11 protein-coding genes and 2 pseudogenes are annotated in these 14,323 nt (G+C 70.1%); 7 read left to right on the top strand and 6 right to left on the bottom strand.

Annotation, left to right across the window (positions count from 1 at the left end; all coding sequences use genetic code 11):
- Positions 1-152: 152 nt before the first annotated feature.
- The 4 genes from lpdA (at position 153) to aceE (ending at position 7,087) form a co-directional block, all read left to right on the top strand.
- Positions 153-1,541, top strand: coding sequence for a dihydrolipoyl dehydrogenase (gene lpdA, locus AB0O21_RS09110; RefSeq protein WP_365168130.1), 1,389 nt, complete (start codon positions 153-155; stop codon positions 1,539-1,541).
- Positions 1,542-1,595: 54 nt separating this feature from the next.
- Positions 1,596-3,341, top strand: a complete 1,746-nt coding sequence (sucB, locus tag AB0O21_RS09105) for a 2-oxoglutarate dehydrogenase, E2 component, dihydrolipoamide succinyltransferase (RefSeq protein ID WP_365168128.1) — start codon at positions 1,596-1,598, stop codon at positions 3,339-3,341.
- 218 nt (positions 3,342-3,559) lie between these two features.
- Positions 3,560-4,183, top strand: coding sequence for a GntR family transcriptional regulator (locus AB0O21_RS09100; RefSeq protein WP_365168326.1), 624 nt, complete (start codon positions 3,560-3,562; stop codon positions 4,181-4,183).
- 219 nt (positions 4,184-4,402) lie between these two features.
- A complete protein-coding gene (gene aceE, locus AB0O21_RS09095) occupies positions 4,403-7,087 on the top strand; it encodes a pyruvate dehydrogenase (acetyl-transferring), homodimeric type (RefSeq protein ID WP_365168126.1) in 2,685 nt (894 codons plus the stop codon).
- 96 nt (positions 7,088-7,183) lie between these two features.
- On the opposite strand, the pseudogene AB0O21_RS09090 reads toward aceE, so the two are convergent.
- Together AB0O21_RS09090 and AB0O21_RS09085 are read right to left on the bottom strand one after the other, a co-directional pair.
- Positions 7,184-7,609: pseudogene (locus tag AB0O21_RS09090) on the bottom strand (cellulose-binding protein); the annotation flags it as partial.
- A 216-nt stretch (positions 7,610-7,825) separates the two neighbouring features.
- A pseudogene (locus AB0O21_RS09085) lies at positions 7,826-8,608 on the bottom strand (serine/threonine-protein kinase); the annotation flags it as partial.
- Between the two features lie 126 nt (positions 8,609-8,734).
- On the opposite strand from AB0O21_RS09085, the gene AB0O21_RS09080 reads away from it, so the two are divergent.
- Positions 8,735-9,253 (top strand): DUF4240 domain-containing protein, encoded by a 519-nt coding sequence (locus tag AB0O21_RS09080; RefSeq protein ID WP_365168324.1) that lies wholly within the window; start codon positions 8,735-8,737, stop codon positions 9,251-9,253.
- Between the two features lie 5 nt (positions 9,254-9,258).
- Here the strand turns inward: AB0O21_RS09080 and AB0O21_RS09075 are convergent, their stop codons facing one another.
- The gene (locus AB0O21_RS09075; RefSeq protein ID WP_365168124.1) at positions 9,259-10,029 is read right to left on the bottom strand and encodes an SDR family oxidoreductase; all 771 of its coding nucleotides are present in this window, start codon (positions 10,027-10,029) and stop codon (positions 9,259-9,261) included.
- Positions 10,030-10,115: 86 nt separating this feature from the next.
- Between AB0O21_RS09075 and AB0O21_RS09070 the strand changes: the two genes are divergently transcribed.
- A complete protein-coding gene (locus AB0O21_RS09070) occupies positions 10,116-10,775 on the top strand; it encodes a TetR family transcriptional regulator (protein WP_365168121.1) in 660 nt (219 codons plus the stop codon).
- Between the two features lie 37 nt (positions 10,776-10,812).
- Here AB0O21_RS09070 and AB0O21_RS09065 read toward each other — a convergent pair whose 3' ends face one another.
- Together AB0O21_RS09065 and glnA are read right to left on the bottom strand one after the other, a co-directional pair.
- Positions 10,813-11,280 carry a hypothetical protein gene (locus tag AB0O21_RS09065; protein WP_365168119.1) on the bottom strand — a complete coding sequence of 156 codons (468 nt, stop codon included), beginning with the start codon at positions 11,278-11,280 and terminating at the stop codon, positions 10,813-10,815.
- A 189-nt stretch (positions 11,281-11,469) separates the two neighbouring features.
- Positions 11,470-12,879, bottom strand: coding sequence for a type I glutamate--ammonia ligase (gene glnA, locus AB0O21_RS09060; protein ID WP_365168116.1), 1,410 nt, complete (start codon positions 12,877-12,879; stop codon positions 11,470-11,472).
- A 184-nt stretch (positions 12,880-13,063) separates the two neighbouring features.
- On the opposite strand from glnA, the gene AB0O21_RS09055 reads away from it, so the two are divergent.
- Positions 13,064-13,534, top strand: a complete 471-nt coding sequence (locus tag AB0O21_RS09055) for an RDD family protein (RefSeq protein WP_365168114.1) — start codon at positions 13,064-13,066, stop codon at positions 13,532-13,534.
- An 87-nt stretch (positions 13,535-13,621) separates the two neighbouring features.
- Here the strand turns inward: AB0O21_RS09055 and AB0O21_RS09050 are convergent, their stop codons facing one another.
- Complete coding sequence (locus AB0O21_RS09050) at positions 13,622-14,320, bottom strand: DUF4191 domain-containing protein (protein WP_365168112.1); 699 nt, start codon at positions 14,318-14,320, stop codon at positions 13,622-13,624.
- Positions 14,321-14,323: the final 3 nt, after the last annotated feature.

The following is a 14,323-nucleotide window of genomic DNA, read 5'->3' as shown; positions in this document are numbered from 1 at the left end:
GCCCGGCGTCCCGCGTTCCCCCGACAAATGCGAAGATGGGTTCTCGGCAGGACAGGGCCCCCACCACAGGGCCGAAGAAACAGCGGCCGTATACCAGCCGCCGCCCGGTCACAGAGGACCGGTGCCCGGCGCACATGCATGGAGGACGTGACGTGGCGAACGACGCCAGCACCGTTTTCGACCTAGTGATCCTCGGCGGTGGCAGTGGCGGTTACGCCGCGGCGCTGCGCGCATCCCAGCTGGGTCTGGACGTTGCCCTGATCGAGAAGAACAAGCTCGGCGGCACCTGCCTGCACAACGGCTGCATCCCCACGAAGGCTCTGCTGCACGCGGGCGAGATCGCGGACCAGGCGCGCGAAGGCGCCCAGTTCGGCGTGAAGACCACCTTCGAGGGCATCGACATCGCGGGTGTCCACAAGTACAAGGACGAGATCATCGCGGGCCTGTACAAGGGCCTGCAGGGTCTTGTGGCCTCCCGCAAGGTGACGTACATCGAGGGTGAGGGCCGCCTCTCCTCCCCGACTTCCGTCGACGTGAACGGCCAGCGCATCCAGGGCCGCCACGTCCTGCTGGCGACCGGCTCCGTGCCGAAGTCGCTGCCGGGCCTGGAGATCGACGGCAACCGCATCATCTCCTCCGACCACGCGCTGGTCCTGGACCGCGTCCCCGAGTCGGCGATCGTGCTGGGCGGCGGCGTCATCGGCGTCGAGTTCGCCTCGGCGTGGAAGTCCTTCGGCTCCGACGTCACCGTCATCGAGGGCCTCAAGCACCTCGTTCCGGTCGAGGACGAGAACAGCTCGAAGCTGCTGGAGCGCGCGTTCCGCAAGCGCGGCATCAAGTTCAACCTCGGCACCTTCTTCGACAAGGCCGAGTACACCGAGAACGGCGTGCGCGTCACGCTGGCCGACGGCAAGACCTTCGAGGCCGAGGTGCTGCTGGTCGCCGTCGGCCGCGGTCCGGTCTCGCAGGGCCTGGGCTACGAGGAGCAGGGCGTCGCGATGGACCGCGGCTACGTCCTGGTCGACGAGTACATGCAGACCAACGTGCCGACCATCTCGGCCGTCGGTGACCTCGTCCCGACCCTGCAGCTCGCGCACGTCGGCTTCGCCGAGGGCATCCTGGTCGCGGAGCGTCTGGCCGGCCTCAAGGCCGTCCCGATCGACTACGACGGTGTCCCGCGCGTCACCTACTGCCACCCCGAGGTCGCTTCCGTCGGCATCACCGAGGCCAAGGCCAAGGAGATCTACGGCGCGGACAAGGTCGTGGCGCTGAAGTACAACCTTGCGGGCAACGGCAAGAGCAAGATCCTGAAGACCTCGGGCGAGATCAAGCTCGTCCAGGTCAAGGACGGTGCCGTGGTCGGCGTCCACATGGTCGGTGACCGGATGGGCGAGCAGGTCGGCGAAGCCCAGCTGATCTACAACTGGGAAGCTCTGCCGGCCGAGGTCGCGCAGCTCATCCACGCGCACCCGACGCAGAACGAGGCGATGGGCGAGGCCCACCTGGCGCTCGCCGGCAAGCCGCTGCACGCACACGACTAATCGTCACTGGGCGCGACGACCACTTCCGCACTTTCGTTAGGAGCAACAGAAACCATGTCGGTTTCCGTAACCCTTCCGGCGCTCGGTGAGAGCGTCACCGAGGGCACTGTCACCCGTTGGCTGAAGGCCGAGGGCGAGCGCGTCGAGGCCGACGAGCCGCTGCTCGAGGTCTCGACCGACAAGGTCGACACCGAGATCCCCTCCCCCGTCTCCGGCATCCTGGCGTCCATCAAGGTCGCCGAGGACGAGACCGTCGAGGTCGGCGCCGAGCTGGCCGTCATCGACGACGGCTCCGGCGCCCCGGCCGCTGCCGCGGCTCCGGCCGCCGAGCCCGTCGCCGCCGCTCCGGCTCCGGTCGTGGAGGCCCCCGCGGCCCCCGCCCCGGTCGCCGAGGCCGCTGCCCCCGCCGCCGCTGCTCCGGCAGCGTCCGGCACCGATGTCGTGCTGCCCGCGCTGGGCGAGTCCGTCACCGAGGGCACCGTCACCCGCTGGCTGAAGGCCGTCGGCGAGTCGGTCGAGGCCGACGAGCCGCTGCTCGAGGTCTCCACGGACAAGGTCGACACCGAGATCCCCGCGCCGGTCTCCGGCACGCTGCTGGAGATCCTGGTCGGCGAGGACGAGACCGCCGAGGTCGGCGCCCGTCTGGCCGTCATCGGCGTCGCGGGTGCGGCTCCGGCCGCCGCCCCGGCCGCCGCTGCCCCGGCTCCGGTCGCCGCTCCGGCCCCGGTCGCCGCCCCCGCCCCGGTGGCCGCCCCGGCTCCGGTCGTGGCCGCCCCGGTCGCCGCTCCGGCTCCGGTGGCCGCTCCGGCCCCGGTGGCCGCTCCGGCTCCGGTCGCCCCGGCCGCTCCCGCCGCCCCGGTTTCCGCCGGTGACGAGGGCGCCTACGTGACCCCGCTGGTGCGCAAGCTCGCCTCGGAGTCCGGCGTCAACCTGTCGCAGGTCACGGGCACCGGCGTCGGTGGCCGCATCCGCAAGCAGGACGTCCTGGCCGCCGCCGAGGCCGCCAGGGCCGCCGCTGCCGCCCCGGCCCCGGTCGCCGCTGCTCCGGCCGCGAAGGCTCCGGCCGCCGCGGTCTCCGAGCTGCGCGGTCAGACGGTCAAGATGACCCGCATGCGCAAGGTCATCGGCGACAACATGATGAAGGCCCTGCACTCGCAGGCGCAGCTCAGCTCCGTGGTCGAGGTGGACATCACCAAGATCATGAAGCTGCGTGAGAAGGCCAAGGCCGGCTTCCTCGCCCGCGAGGGCGTCAAGCTGTCCCCGATGCCGTTCTTCGTCAAGGCCGCTGCCCAGGCGCTGAAGGCCCACGCGGTCGTCAACGCCCGGATCAACGACGACGAGGGCACCATCACCTACTTCGACTCGGAGAACATCGGCATCGCCGTGGACTCCGAGAAGGGCCTGATGACCCCGGTCATCAAGGGTGCCGGTGACCTCAACCTGGCGGGCATCTCCAAGGCGACCGCCGACCTGGCCGCCAAGGTCCGCGGCAACAAGATCACGCCGGACGAGCTGTCGGGCGCGACCTTCACCATCAGCAACACCGGTTCGCGCGGCGCCCTGTTCGACACGGTCATCGTGCCGCCGAACCAGGTCGCCATCCTGGGCATCGGTGCCACGGTCAAGCGCCCGGTGGTCATCGAGACCGCCGAGGGCACGAACATCGGCATCCGTGACATGACGTACCTGACCCTGTCCTACGACCACCGCCTGGTGGACGGCGCGGACGCGGCCCGGTACCTCTCGGCCGTCAAGGCCATCCTGGAGGCCGGCGAGTTCGAGGTCGAGCTCGGCCTGTAAGGCTCACCGCTCCACCAGCTGTCGCGTACGGCGCCCCCGCCCGGATCTCTCCGGGCGGGGGCGCCGTCGTCGTACCCTGGGCGCTCCGGCGGCCCCTGTAACCAGCCTCACCCGCCGCCTGTCACCTGGAACGCTTCGTGTTCGCGCGCGCCGCCGTATTGTCTACGCATCAGGCCCCGCACGTTCCTGCACACCCCTCAGGAGTTGAAGCCCCGATGATCACCCCACCCGTCGTGCACTCGCTGCGCGAGCAGATCCGCGAGCACATCGTGGAGGGGATCGTCAGCGGCCGCTGGAAGCCCGGCGAGCGGATCGTCGAGCGGCGGATCGCCGTGGAGCTGGAGGTCAGCCAGACGCCGGTGCGCGAGGCGCTGCGCGAGCTGGAGACGCTGCGGCTGATCGAGTCCGCGCCGAACAAGGGCGTGCGCGTACGGAACCTGTCGGCGGCGGACCTGGAGGAGATCTACCCGGTCCGGGCGGGCCTGGAGCAGATCGCCGCCGAGCTGGCGGCACCCCGGCTGGCGGCCGACTGCTCGGCGCTGGAACCGCACGTGGCGGCCCTGTGGGAGGCCGACCGCAGCGAGGACGGCACGGCGCAGGTGCGGCACACGGTGGGCTTCCACCGGGAGATGGTCCGGGCGGCCGGGAACAGCGTGCTGCTGCACACCTGGGAGAGCCTGGGCATCGAGGTGTTCACGGCCCTGTCCATCCGGTGGCTGGGAACCGTCCAGAAGTCCTACGCGGAGGAGCACGAGGCCCTCGTGGAGGCGTTCCGCAATCAGGATCCGGACATCGGCCTGCTCGTGAAGCGGCATGTCCTGGGATGCGCTCCGCGCGCCTGACCGGCCTTATTGTCCCGATTTGCCCGGCACCGGGTGCCCGATTCCCTGGCACCCGGTGCCGACTTTTGCCCGATGGACGTTTCTTCGTCACATTTATTTGATCGATCATCGATCAGGGATTTACAGTCATCGCGGACCTCAACCAGGTCCATCGACCCTGTCCTGCCCGTCAGGGATTTTTTCACCACCTCTCCATTACCCGGAAGGCGGCGCACAGCGATGTCCGACCCCGTAGGAAAGCTTCCGAGCGAGCTCGACCAGCTCCCGGACCGCGACACCGAAGAGACCGCCGAATGGGCGGCCTCCCTCGACGCCGTCGCAAAGGCCGCCGGTACGCGCCGGGCCGAATACCTGCTGCGTCGCACCCTCCAGCACGCCGAGGCCGCCGGCCTCGCGCTCCCCAAGCTGCTGGAGACGGACTACGTCAACACCATCCCCACCGCCGCCGAGCCGGAGTTCCCCGGTGACGAGGCGATGGAAGCCAGGATCACCGCATGGAACCGCTGGAACGCGGCCGCCATGGTGACCCGCGGCTCCAAGTACGGCGTCGGCGGCCACATCGCCACCTTCGCCTCGGCGGCCTGGCTCTACGAGACCGGCTTCCAGCACTTCTTCCGCGGGAAGGAGGCCGACGGATCGGGCGACCAGCTCTACATCCAGGGCCACGCCTCCCCCGGCATCTACGCCCGCGCGTTCCTCGACGGACGCGTCTCCGAGCAGCAGCTCGACAACTTCCGCCAGGAGTCCGGCGGCAACGGCCTGCCGTCCTACCCGCACCCGCGGCGCCTGCCGTGGCTGTGGGAGTTCCCCACGGTCTCCATGGGCCTCGGCCCGCTCTCCGCGATCTACCAGGCGCGCTTCAACCGCTACCTGCAGAACCGGAACATCAAGGACACCGCGAACTCGCACGTCTGGGCCTTCCTGGGCGACGGCGAGATGGACGAGCCCGAGTCGACCGCCGCCCTGGCCCTCGCCTCCCGCGAGCAGCTCGACAACCTGACCTTCGTCATCAACTGCAACCTGCAGCGCCTCGACGGTCCGGTCCGCGCCAACTTCCGCGTCGTCCAGGAGCTGGAAGCCCAGTTCCGCGGCGCCGGCTGGAACGTCATCAAGACCCTGTGGGGCTCCGCCTGGGACGAGCTGTTCCAGCTCGACACCACGGGCGCCCTGGTACGCCGCCTGCGCGAGGTACCGGACGCGCAGTTCCAGACGTACGCGACCCGCGACGTGGCCTACATCCGCCAGCACTTCTTCGGCGCCAACGCCGAGCTCACCGCCCTGGGCGGCCTGCTCTCCGACGCGAAGATCGCCGAGTGCTTCCACACCTCCCGCGGCGGCCACGAGCCCCGCAAGGTGTACGCCGCGTACAAGGCCGCCCTCGAGCACAAGGGCGCGCCGACGGTCATCCTCGCGCAGACCGTCAAGGGCTACACGCTGGGCGCCGGGTTCGAGTCGAAGAACGCGAACCACCAGATGAAGAAGCTGACGATCGACGAGTTCAAGGACATGCGCGACCTCCTTGGCCTCCCGATCCCGGACAGCGCCTTCGCCGACGGCAAGGTCCCGTACGGCCACCCGGGCGCCAACAGCCCCGAGGTCCAGTACCTGAACGAGCGCCGCGCGGCCCTCGGCGGCCCGGCCCCGGCCCGCAAGGTCAAGCACGTGGCCCTGCCGGCTCCGGCCGAGCGCTCCTTCGCCCCGCTGCTCAAGGGTTCCGGCAAGCAGGAGATGGCCACCACCATGGCCTTCGTCCGCCTCGTCAAGGACCTGATGCGGGACAAGGAGACCGGCAAGCGCTGGGTGCCGATCGTCCCGGACGAGGCCCGTACCTTCGGTATGGAGTCCCTCTTCCCGTCCGCCGGCATCTACTCCCCGCTGGGCCAGACGTACGAGCCGGTCGACCGCGACCAGCTGATGTACTACAAGGAAGCCAAGGACGGCCAGATCCTCAACGAGGGGATCACCGAGGCCGGCGCCATGGCCGACTTCATCGCCGCCTGTACGTCGTACGCGACGCACGGCGAGCCGATGATCCCCTTCTACATCTTCTACTCGATGTTCGGCTGGCAGCGCACCGCCGACCAGATGTGGCAGCTCGCCGACCAGCTCGGCAAGGGCTTCATCGTCGGCGCCACCGCCGGCCGCACCACGCTGACCGGTGAGGGCCTGCAGCACGCGGACGGCCACTCGCACCTGATCGCGTCCACGAACCCGGCGTCGCTGAACTACGACCCGGCCTTCGCGTACGAGATCGCGGTGATCGTCAAGGACGGTCTGCGCCGGATGTACGGCGAGAAGCCGGAAGACGTCTTCTACTACCTGACGGTCTACAACGAGCCGAAGCCGCAGCCCGCGATGCCCGCAGGCGTCGAGGAAGGCATCATCAAGGGTCTGTACCGCTTCAACACGGCGGCGGACCTGGCGGAGGCGGCCCCGGCCGCCGACGCCCCGAAGATCCAGCTGATGGCCTCGGGCACCGCGATCCACTGGGTCCTGGAGGCGCAGCAGCTGCTCGCCGCCGACTGGAACGTGGCCGCCGACGTCTGGTCCGCCACCTCCTGGGGCGAGCTGCGGCGCGACGCGCTGGAGTGCGACGAGGCGCTGCTGCGCGGCGAGCTGCGCACCCCGTACGTCACCCGCGCGCTGGAGGGCGTCACCAGCCCGGTCCTCGCGGTCTCCGACTGGATGCGCCAGGTCCCGGACCAGATCAGCCAGTGGGTGGAGCAGGACTACACCTCACTGGGCACGGACGGCTTCGGCCTGTCCGACACCCGCGAGGGTGCCCGCCGTCACTTCGGTGTCGACGCCCAGTCGATCGTCGTGGCCGCGCTGGCCCAGCTCGCCCGCCGCGGCGAGGTCCCGGCGTCCTCCGTCAAGGAGGCCCGGGAGCGCTACGGCCTCTGAGCCGTACGAGTCCGACCGTGAGGCGGCCCGTCCCTTCGAGGACGGGCCGCCTCACGGCGTTTCGGGCAACGGTTTGCCCTGGGCCTCCCGCGGGAACGCCGCTCCCATCTGCGTCGCCGGCATCTCGCGGACGTTTGCCATCTGGGCGTTGATCGCGTCGCGGCGTTCGTCGACTGCCTCGGCCTCTCGGTTGAGTTCGGTGCGGAGACGGTCCGCCTTGGCGTTGGCGTCGGCCACGATGTCCTCGGCCAGCCCCTGCGCGGTCTCCACCGTCTGGCGGGCCCGGCGCTCGGCGTCCGTACGGAGCTTCTCCGCCTCCAGACGCAGGTGCTCGGCGCGGTGCTCGATCTCCGCGAGGCGCTTCTCGGCCTTGTTCTGCCGGGCGGCGAGGTCGCGTTCGGACTGCTCGCGGCGCTTGGCCAGGATGGTCTCGAAGTCCGCGGCGGCCTGGGCGGCCTTGGCGCGGGTCTCCTCGAAGAGGGCGTCGGCCGCCTCGCGCTTGGCGGCGGCGTCCCGCTGCGCCATCGCGCGTACGGCCATCACGTCGCGTGTGACCTGCTCCCGCAGCTCCGCGATCTCCCGTTCGGCCTCGGCGCGCATCCGGGCCACCTCGGCCGCCCCTTCCGTCGCACCGCCCGCACCGCCCGGCGCGACGGGCGGCTGGTACGGGGGCTGCCGGTACGCGACCAGGCTCCGGTCCAGTTCGCGTACGACGGTGGCCGCGTCGGGCGGGCGGTGTGCCGGGTCCTTCGCCAGGAGGTGCATCACCAGGTCTCCGAGGCCGGCGGGGGCACAGCCCGCGGGGAGCGGGCGGGGCGGCTCGTGCACCTGCTGGTAGAGCAGCGCGTGCGGCGCGGTGTTGGTGAAGGGCGGGCGCCCGGTGAGGCCCTCGTAGAGCAGGCAGCCCAGGCTGTAGAGGTCCGCGCGGTGGTCGATGCCGGAGTCGCCCCGGCACTGTTCGGGGGACATGTACGCGAAGGTGCCCATGGTGGTACCGGTGTAGGTGAGGTCCGCGACCCGCAGGGTCTCGCCCAGGATCTTCGCGAGGCCGAAGTCCAGGACCTTGATCACGCCGGTCTCGGTGAGCATCACGTTCTGCGGCTTGATGTCGCGGTGGACGATGCCGCGTTCGTGGGCCGCGGACAGGGCGGTCGCGATCTGGCCGGCCCAGTTCGCGACGTCGTACCAGGGCACGGGCGCGGGCCCGCGGAAGAGCTGGGCGAGCGTGCTGCCGTCGAGGCGTTCCATGACCAGGTAGAGCAGCCGGCGGCCCGCCAGCACGGCCTCGCCGCAGTCGTGGACGGTCACCGTGTGCCGGTGCGGAAGATTGGCCGCCGAGCGCACCTCGTGGATGAACCGCCCCTCGACCTGGGCCGCGTCCATGCCCGGTACGGCATGCACGAGTTTCGCGGCGACCGGCCGCATCATCCGGACGTCCGTGGCGCTCCAGACCTCGCCCATGCCGCCGCCGCCCAGCCGCTCCTCCAGCCGGTACCGGCCTTCGAGCAGTTCCCCCCGCATCGGACCCCTCCCCCTCGCCGCCGTGCCCGTGGAATCCGAGTATGCGGCCAGGCGGGGGTCGGACACGGGCCTTTGGCCGTATGAGCGGTGGCGGCGAGGGGGTCGACCCGTGATGCTGGGACGGTGATGGACGAGACGGAGTTCTGGGAGATCGTCGACCGTACCCGCGAGGCCGCCGAGGGCGACCCCGAGGAGCACGCCGAGCTGCTCGTGGAGCGGCTCGCGCAGCTCGATCCGGACTCCGTCCTGGACTTCGCCCGGCACTTCGAGGCCCGCTACAACCGGGCCTACACCTGGGACCTGTGGGGTGCGGCCTGGGTGCTGCTCGACGGGGCGAGCGACGACGCGTTCGACTACTTCCGCTGCTGGCTGATCGGCCAGGGGCGGGAGGTCTTCGAGGGCGGTGTGCACGACCCGGACCAGTTGGCCGAGCTGCTGGGCGAGTTCGACGAGGAGATCGACGGGGACGGCGAGGAGCTGGGGTACGCCGCCGACGAGGCGTACGAGCAGCTGACCGGGGTCGTGGCGCCGGATCTGGGCGTCCCCCTGCAACCGGCGGAGCCGGAGGGCGCCCCGCTGGACTTCGAGAACGAAGCCGTGCTCGCGGAGCGCTTCCCCCGGCTCTGGGACCGTTTCCGGTCATAGTCCTCTCAGTAGTGCGTGCCGCCGTCGATACGGATCTCCGTACCGGTGATGAAGGCGCCGTCCTCGGAGCCCAGCATGGCGACGACGCCGGCCACGGTCTGCGGGCCGGCGAAGCCCTGGCCGAGGGCCGGGGCGAGCTTGGCGAACAGCGACCAGTCGGTGTCCTCGGGCAGGCCGGGGCCGGTGCCGGTGGTCATGCCGCTCTCGATGGAGCCGGGCGCGACGGACACGAAGCGCAGGCCCTGCTTGCTGTACTCGGCGGCCAGCGCGTGGGTCATGGACTGGATGCCGCCCTTGCTGGCCGCGTAGGCGGACATGTAGGGGTGCGCGAAGGACGCCGAGGTGGAGCTGAAGTTCACCACGACCGGCTGCTCGCCCGCGAGGAGCGCCGGCAGCGACTCGCGGATCATCAGGAAGGTGCCGGTCAGGTTGACCGAAATCACCTGGTTCCACAGGTCGAGCGTGGTCTCGTGGGTGTGCGCGGAGCGCAGGATGCCCGCGGCGTTGACCAGTACGTCGATCCCCGTGAGGGAGTCGACGGCGGCGGCGACGCCCGTCTTGACCGAGGCCTCGTCGGATATGTCGAGGACCGCGGTGGTCAGCCGGTCCGCGCGGCCGTCGGCAGCCGCCTGCTCGGCGGTGGCCTTGAGGCCGGCCTCGTTGACGTCCACGGCGTGGACGCGTCCGCCCTCGGCGAGGATGCGGTGGACGGTGGCCTGGCCGATGCCGGAGCCGCCGCCGGTGATGAGGACGCGACGTCCTTCGTAACGGTTCATGGGGTGAGCGTACCGAAGGGATGGCACGTTTTGCCAGGCTGTCAAAGCATGCAATCAGTGCTGGGCGCGGGAGGTAGTCTTCACCCGTGAGATCCCCTCGTCCGTACTCTCCCCAGGCCGGCTCCGGAGCCCAGTCGCTGACCGAGCGCCGCAAGGCAGCCACCCAGCTCGACATCGCCCGCGCGGCCTGCGAACTCTTCGCCGAGCGCGGCCCCGACGCCACCACCGCCGAGGACATCGCCCATCGCGCGGGCGTCGCGCTGCGCACCTTCTACCGCTACTTCCGCAACAAGCAGGAGGCGGTGGCCCCGCTCCTCGCGGGCGGCGGCGACGCCTGGCGCGCGCTGCTCGCGGAGGAGGACCCCGGCACCCCCCTGCCCGAGGCCCTGGAGCGGGCCGTCACCCGGGCGCTGAGCGACCTCCAGGCCATAGAGGAGGGCCTGGAGGTGACCCGCGGCCTGCTGCGCGCGGCGGCGGACGACGAGGCCCTGCGGGCGGTCTGGTACCGCGTGAACCAGGACTCCGAGGAGCGCCTGGCCCCGGTGATCGCCCGGCTGGCCGGGGAGGAGGCCGACGGGATGGGCGTACGCCTGCTCGCCGCGGCGGCGACGGACGCCATCCGCGTCGCCCTGGAGCTGTGGTCGGCCACGGACGGCCCGGTCACGGGCCCCGGCTCCCCCGCCGAACTCGCGGTCCGGTGCCTGCACGACCTGACCGGCGCGATGCCCCTGCTCCGCCGGGGCTGAGCAGGGGCATCGCACTCGGGGGTGCGGTCAGCGGCGGTCAGCGGCCGCCGCCCCAGTCGCCACCGCCCCAGTCGCCGTTGCCCCAGTCACCGTTGCCGCCACGGCCGTCGTTCCAGTTGCCCCAGTCACCGTTGCCGCCACGGCCGTCGTTCCAGTTGCCCCAGTCACCGTTGCCGCCGCGACCGTCGTTCCAGTTGCCCCAGTCCCAGTCGCCGTTGCCGCCGTAGCCGCCACGGCCGTCGTTCCAGTTGACGTCACGCCAGTCGTTCCAGTTGGAGTCGCGCCAGTAACCCCAGTCGTCGTTGTAGCCGCCGTAGCCGCCGACTCCGCCGGTGTCCCAGCACCAGCTGGGCCGGTCACGCCAGTCGCGGTCACAGCACCAGTTCCACCTGGCGTCCGAGCGGTTGGAAGGGTACCGCCAGCAGTCGTAGCCCCCGTCGCCCCCGCCACCGCCGCCCCCCGTGAGGGCCGACGCCGAGGCGCCGGCGGCCGGAAGCACCCCCATGACGATTCCCGCAGCCCCTGCCATGACTGCCGCAACGATCCTACGGCGCATTTCCATGCACCTCCGAACATGTCGCTTATCGGGCCTTTAGGTCATTTCCACCCTCACTCCGCCCCGCCGAGCTGTCAAAGCGGAAAGGCCCCCCACCACTCTCCGAAGAGAGCGGTGGGGGGCCTTTCACCAGGCACTTTAGAGGTCGAAGTACAGCTCGAACTCGTGCGGGTGCGGACGCTGCGCGATCGGGGCGATCTCGTGCGTGCGCTTGTAGTCGATCCAGGTCTCGATCAGGTCCGGGGTGAAGACACCGCCGGCGAGGAGGTACTCGTGGTCCTCCTCCAGCGCCTTGAGGACGTCCTCCAGGCTGGTCGGGACCTGCGGGACGCTCGCGTGCTCGTCGGGCGAGAGCTCGTAGAGGTCCTTGTCGATCGGCTCCATCGGCTCGATCTTGTTCTTGACACCGTCGAGGCCCGCGAGCAGCAGCGCCGCGAAGGCGAGGTACGGGTTGGACGACGGGTCCGGGGCGCGGAACTCGACGCGCTTGGCCTTCGGGTTCGAGCCCGTGATCGGGATGCGCATGGCGGCGGAGCGGTTGCGCTGCGAGTACACCATGTTGACCGGCGCCTCGAAGCCCGGGACCAGGCGGTGGTACGAGTTCACCGTCGGGTTGGTGAAGGCCAGCAGCGACGGGGCGTGCTTGAGGATGCCGCCGATGTAGTAGCGCGCGGTGTCCGACAGGCCCGCGTAGCCGGCCTCGTCGTAGAACAGCGGCTCGCCGTTCGCCCACAGCGACTGGTGCACGTGCATGCCCGAGCCGTTGTCACCGAAGATCGGCTTCGGCATGAAGGTCGCGGTCTTGCCGTTGCGCCAGGCGACGTTCTTCACGATGTACTTGAAGAGCATCAGGTCGTCGGCCGCGGCGAGCAGCGTGTTGAACTTGTAGTTGATCTCGGCCTGGCCACCGGTGCCGACCTCGTGGTGCTGACGCTCGACCTGGAGGCCCTGGGCGTCCAGCTCGAGGGAGATCTCGGCGCGCAGGTCGGCGAAGTGGTCGACCGGGGCTACGGGGAAGTAACCACCCTTGTAGCGGACCTTGTAACCACGGTTGTTCTCCTCGGAGCCCGTGTTCCAGGCGCCGGCCTCGGAGTCGATGTGGTAGAAGCCCTCGTTCGCGGAGGTCGCGAAGCGCACGCTGTCGAACACGTAGAACTCGGCCTCGGGGCCGAAGAACGCGGTGTCGGCGATGCCGGTGGAGGCGAGGTACGCCTCGGCCTTCTTCGCGATGTTGCGCGGGTCGCGGCTGTAGGCCTCACCCGTGATCGGGTCGTGGATGAAGAAGTTGATGTTGAGCGTCTTGTCCTTGCGGAACGGGTCCAGACGCGCGGTGGTGATGTCGGCACGCAGAGCCATGTCGGACTCGTGGATGGCCTGGAAGCCGCGGATCGACGAACCGTCGAAGGCGAGCTCCTCCGCCGGGTCGAATGCCCGAGCCGGGATCGTGAAGTGCTGCATCACACCGGGCAGGTCGCAGAAGCGGACGTCGACGAACTTGACGTCGTTCTCCTCGATGTACTGCTTCACTTCGTCGGCGTTCTGGAACATCCAACTCCTCCTACTCCCACCCCGGGGCAGGGGCGGGCTTTATAGCTCGTGGTGCGTCAGTGCGGTGCCGCACGCTGACCCGACCATAAGCAGGCGGGATTTCTCAAGCATGACCCATTTGTTTCGCTCAAGTTAACCAGGGTCCGCTCGGAGAGCCGTGGAGCACCACCGGTACCGTGGTCGGGTGGACAACAGGCAAGCAATCGGATCCTGGCTCTCGGGCCCCCGCGCGGCCGCCGAAGAGATGGGCGTCGACTACGGCCATCCGGGGCAACGCCTCGGCCTGCCGCAGGAGGGCCCCGGCTCCATGGCCCGCTTCGGACGGCGGCTGGGCGCGATCGCCCTCGACTGGATCGGCTGCGAGCTGATTGCCTACGGCCTCATCACGGGCGGTGGCGATAAGGGCGCGCTGGCCAACTGGACGTACGCGCTCTTCCTCACACTCACCCTCCTGACGGTCGGCACCGTGGGCTTCACGCCCGGCAAGCGAATCCTGGGCCTCCGCGTGATCTCGGAAGACGGCGGGCGCCTGGGCATCGTCCGAGTGGTCGTGCGCACACTGCTCATGGCCCTGATCGTCCCGGCCCTGGTCCGGGACCGCGACGGCCGCGGCCTGCACGACCGCCTGGCCCGCGCGGTCCAGGTGCGGATCTAGCGCCCGGAGTACGGAATCAGGGGCGCCCCCCGGGCCGGTCGGCTCGGGGGGCGCCCCTGTCTCGTATACGAAAATCAGGTCAGCGGGTCAGCGCATCTTCCCGCCGCGTGGCATGCGCATGCCCTTCGGCATCGGGCCCTTCGGCAGGGGCATGTTCGACATCAAGTCGCCCATGGCGCGCAGCTTGTCGTTGACCTCGGTGATCTGGGGGCCGGCCAGGACGCGCGGCAGCTTCAGCAGGGTGGTGCGCACCTTCTTGAGGGGCACCTCGCCTTCGCCCGTGCCCACGATGAAGTCGTGCACCGGCACGTCGGGCATGATGCGGGCCATCTTCTTCTTCTCGTTCGCGAGAAGGAGCTTCACCCGGTTGGGGTTGCCCTCGCCGATCAGCACGACGCCGGCCTTGCCGACGGCCCGGTGGACGATGTCCTGGCTCTTGTTCATCGCGATGGCCGGGGTGGTCGTCCAGCCCCGTCCCACGTTGTCCAGTACGGCCGCGGCCGCTCCCGGCTGCCCCTCCATCTGCCCGAAGGCAGCCCGCTCGGCCCGTCGTCCGAAGACGATCGCCATCGCGAGGAACGCCACCAGGAAGCCCAGGATGCCCAGGTAGACCGGGTGGCCGATCAGGAAGCCGATCGCAAGAGCGACACCGAAGGTGACGATTCCCACGCCCGCGACGATCAGACCGACCTTCGGGTCGGCCTTGCGCGTCATCTTGTACGTCAGGGCGATCTGCTTCAGTCGCCCGGGGTTCGCAGCAGTCTCTGCGTTTGACTTCCTCGCCATACA

Origin of the sequence: Streptomyces sp. NPDC091371 (assembly GCF_040684275.1) — a bacterium.
In the GTDB taxonomy this organism is placed as follows: domain Bacteria; phylum Actinomycetota; class Actinomycetes; order Streptomycetales; family Streptomycetaceae; genus Streptomyces.
Note: the sequence above shows the minus strand (reverse complement) of the source record. Positions and strands in the feature narration are given on the sequence as shown.

Coding starts and splice junctions, on each gene's coding strand:
- aceE (WP_365168126.1), top strand. CDS start 4,403: ATGTCCGACCCCGTAGGAAAGCTTCCGAGCGAGCTCGACCAGCTCCCG.
- glnA (WP_365168116.1), bottom strand. CDS start 12,879: ATGTTCCAGAACGCCGACGAAGTGAAGCAGTACATCGAGGAGAACGAC.
- AB0O21_RS09050 (WP_365168112.1), bottom strand. CDS start 14,320: ATGGCGAGGAAGTCAAACGCAGAGACTGCTGCGAACCCCGGGCGACTG.
- AB0O21_RS09080 (WP_365168324.1), top strand. CDS start 8,735: ATGGACGAGACGGAGTTCTGGGAGATCGTCGACCGTACCCGCGAGGCC.
- AB0O21_RS09075 (WP_365168124.1), bottom strand. CDS start 10,029: ATGAACCGTTACGAAGGACGTCGCGTCCTCATCACCGGCGGCGGCTCC.
- sucB (WP_365168128.1), top strand. CDS start 1,596: ATGTCGGTTTCCGTAACCCTTCCGGCGCTCGGTGAGAGCGTCACCGAG.
- AB0O21_RS09065 (WP_365168119.1), bottom strand. CDS start 11,280: ATGGGGGTGCTTCCGGCCGCCGGCGCCTCGGCGTCGGCCCTCACGGGG.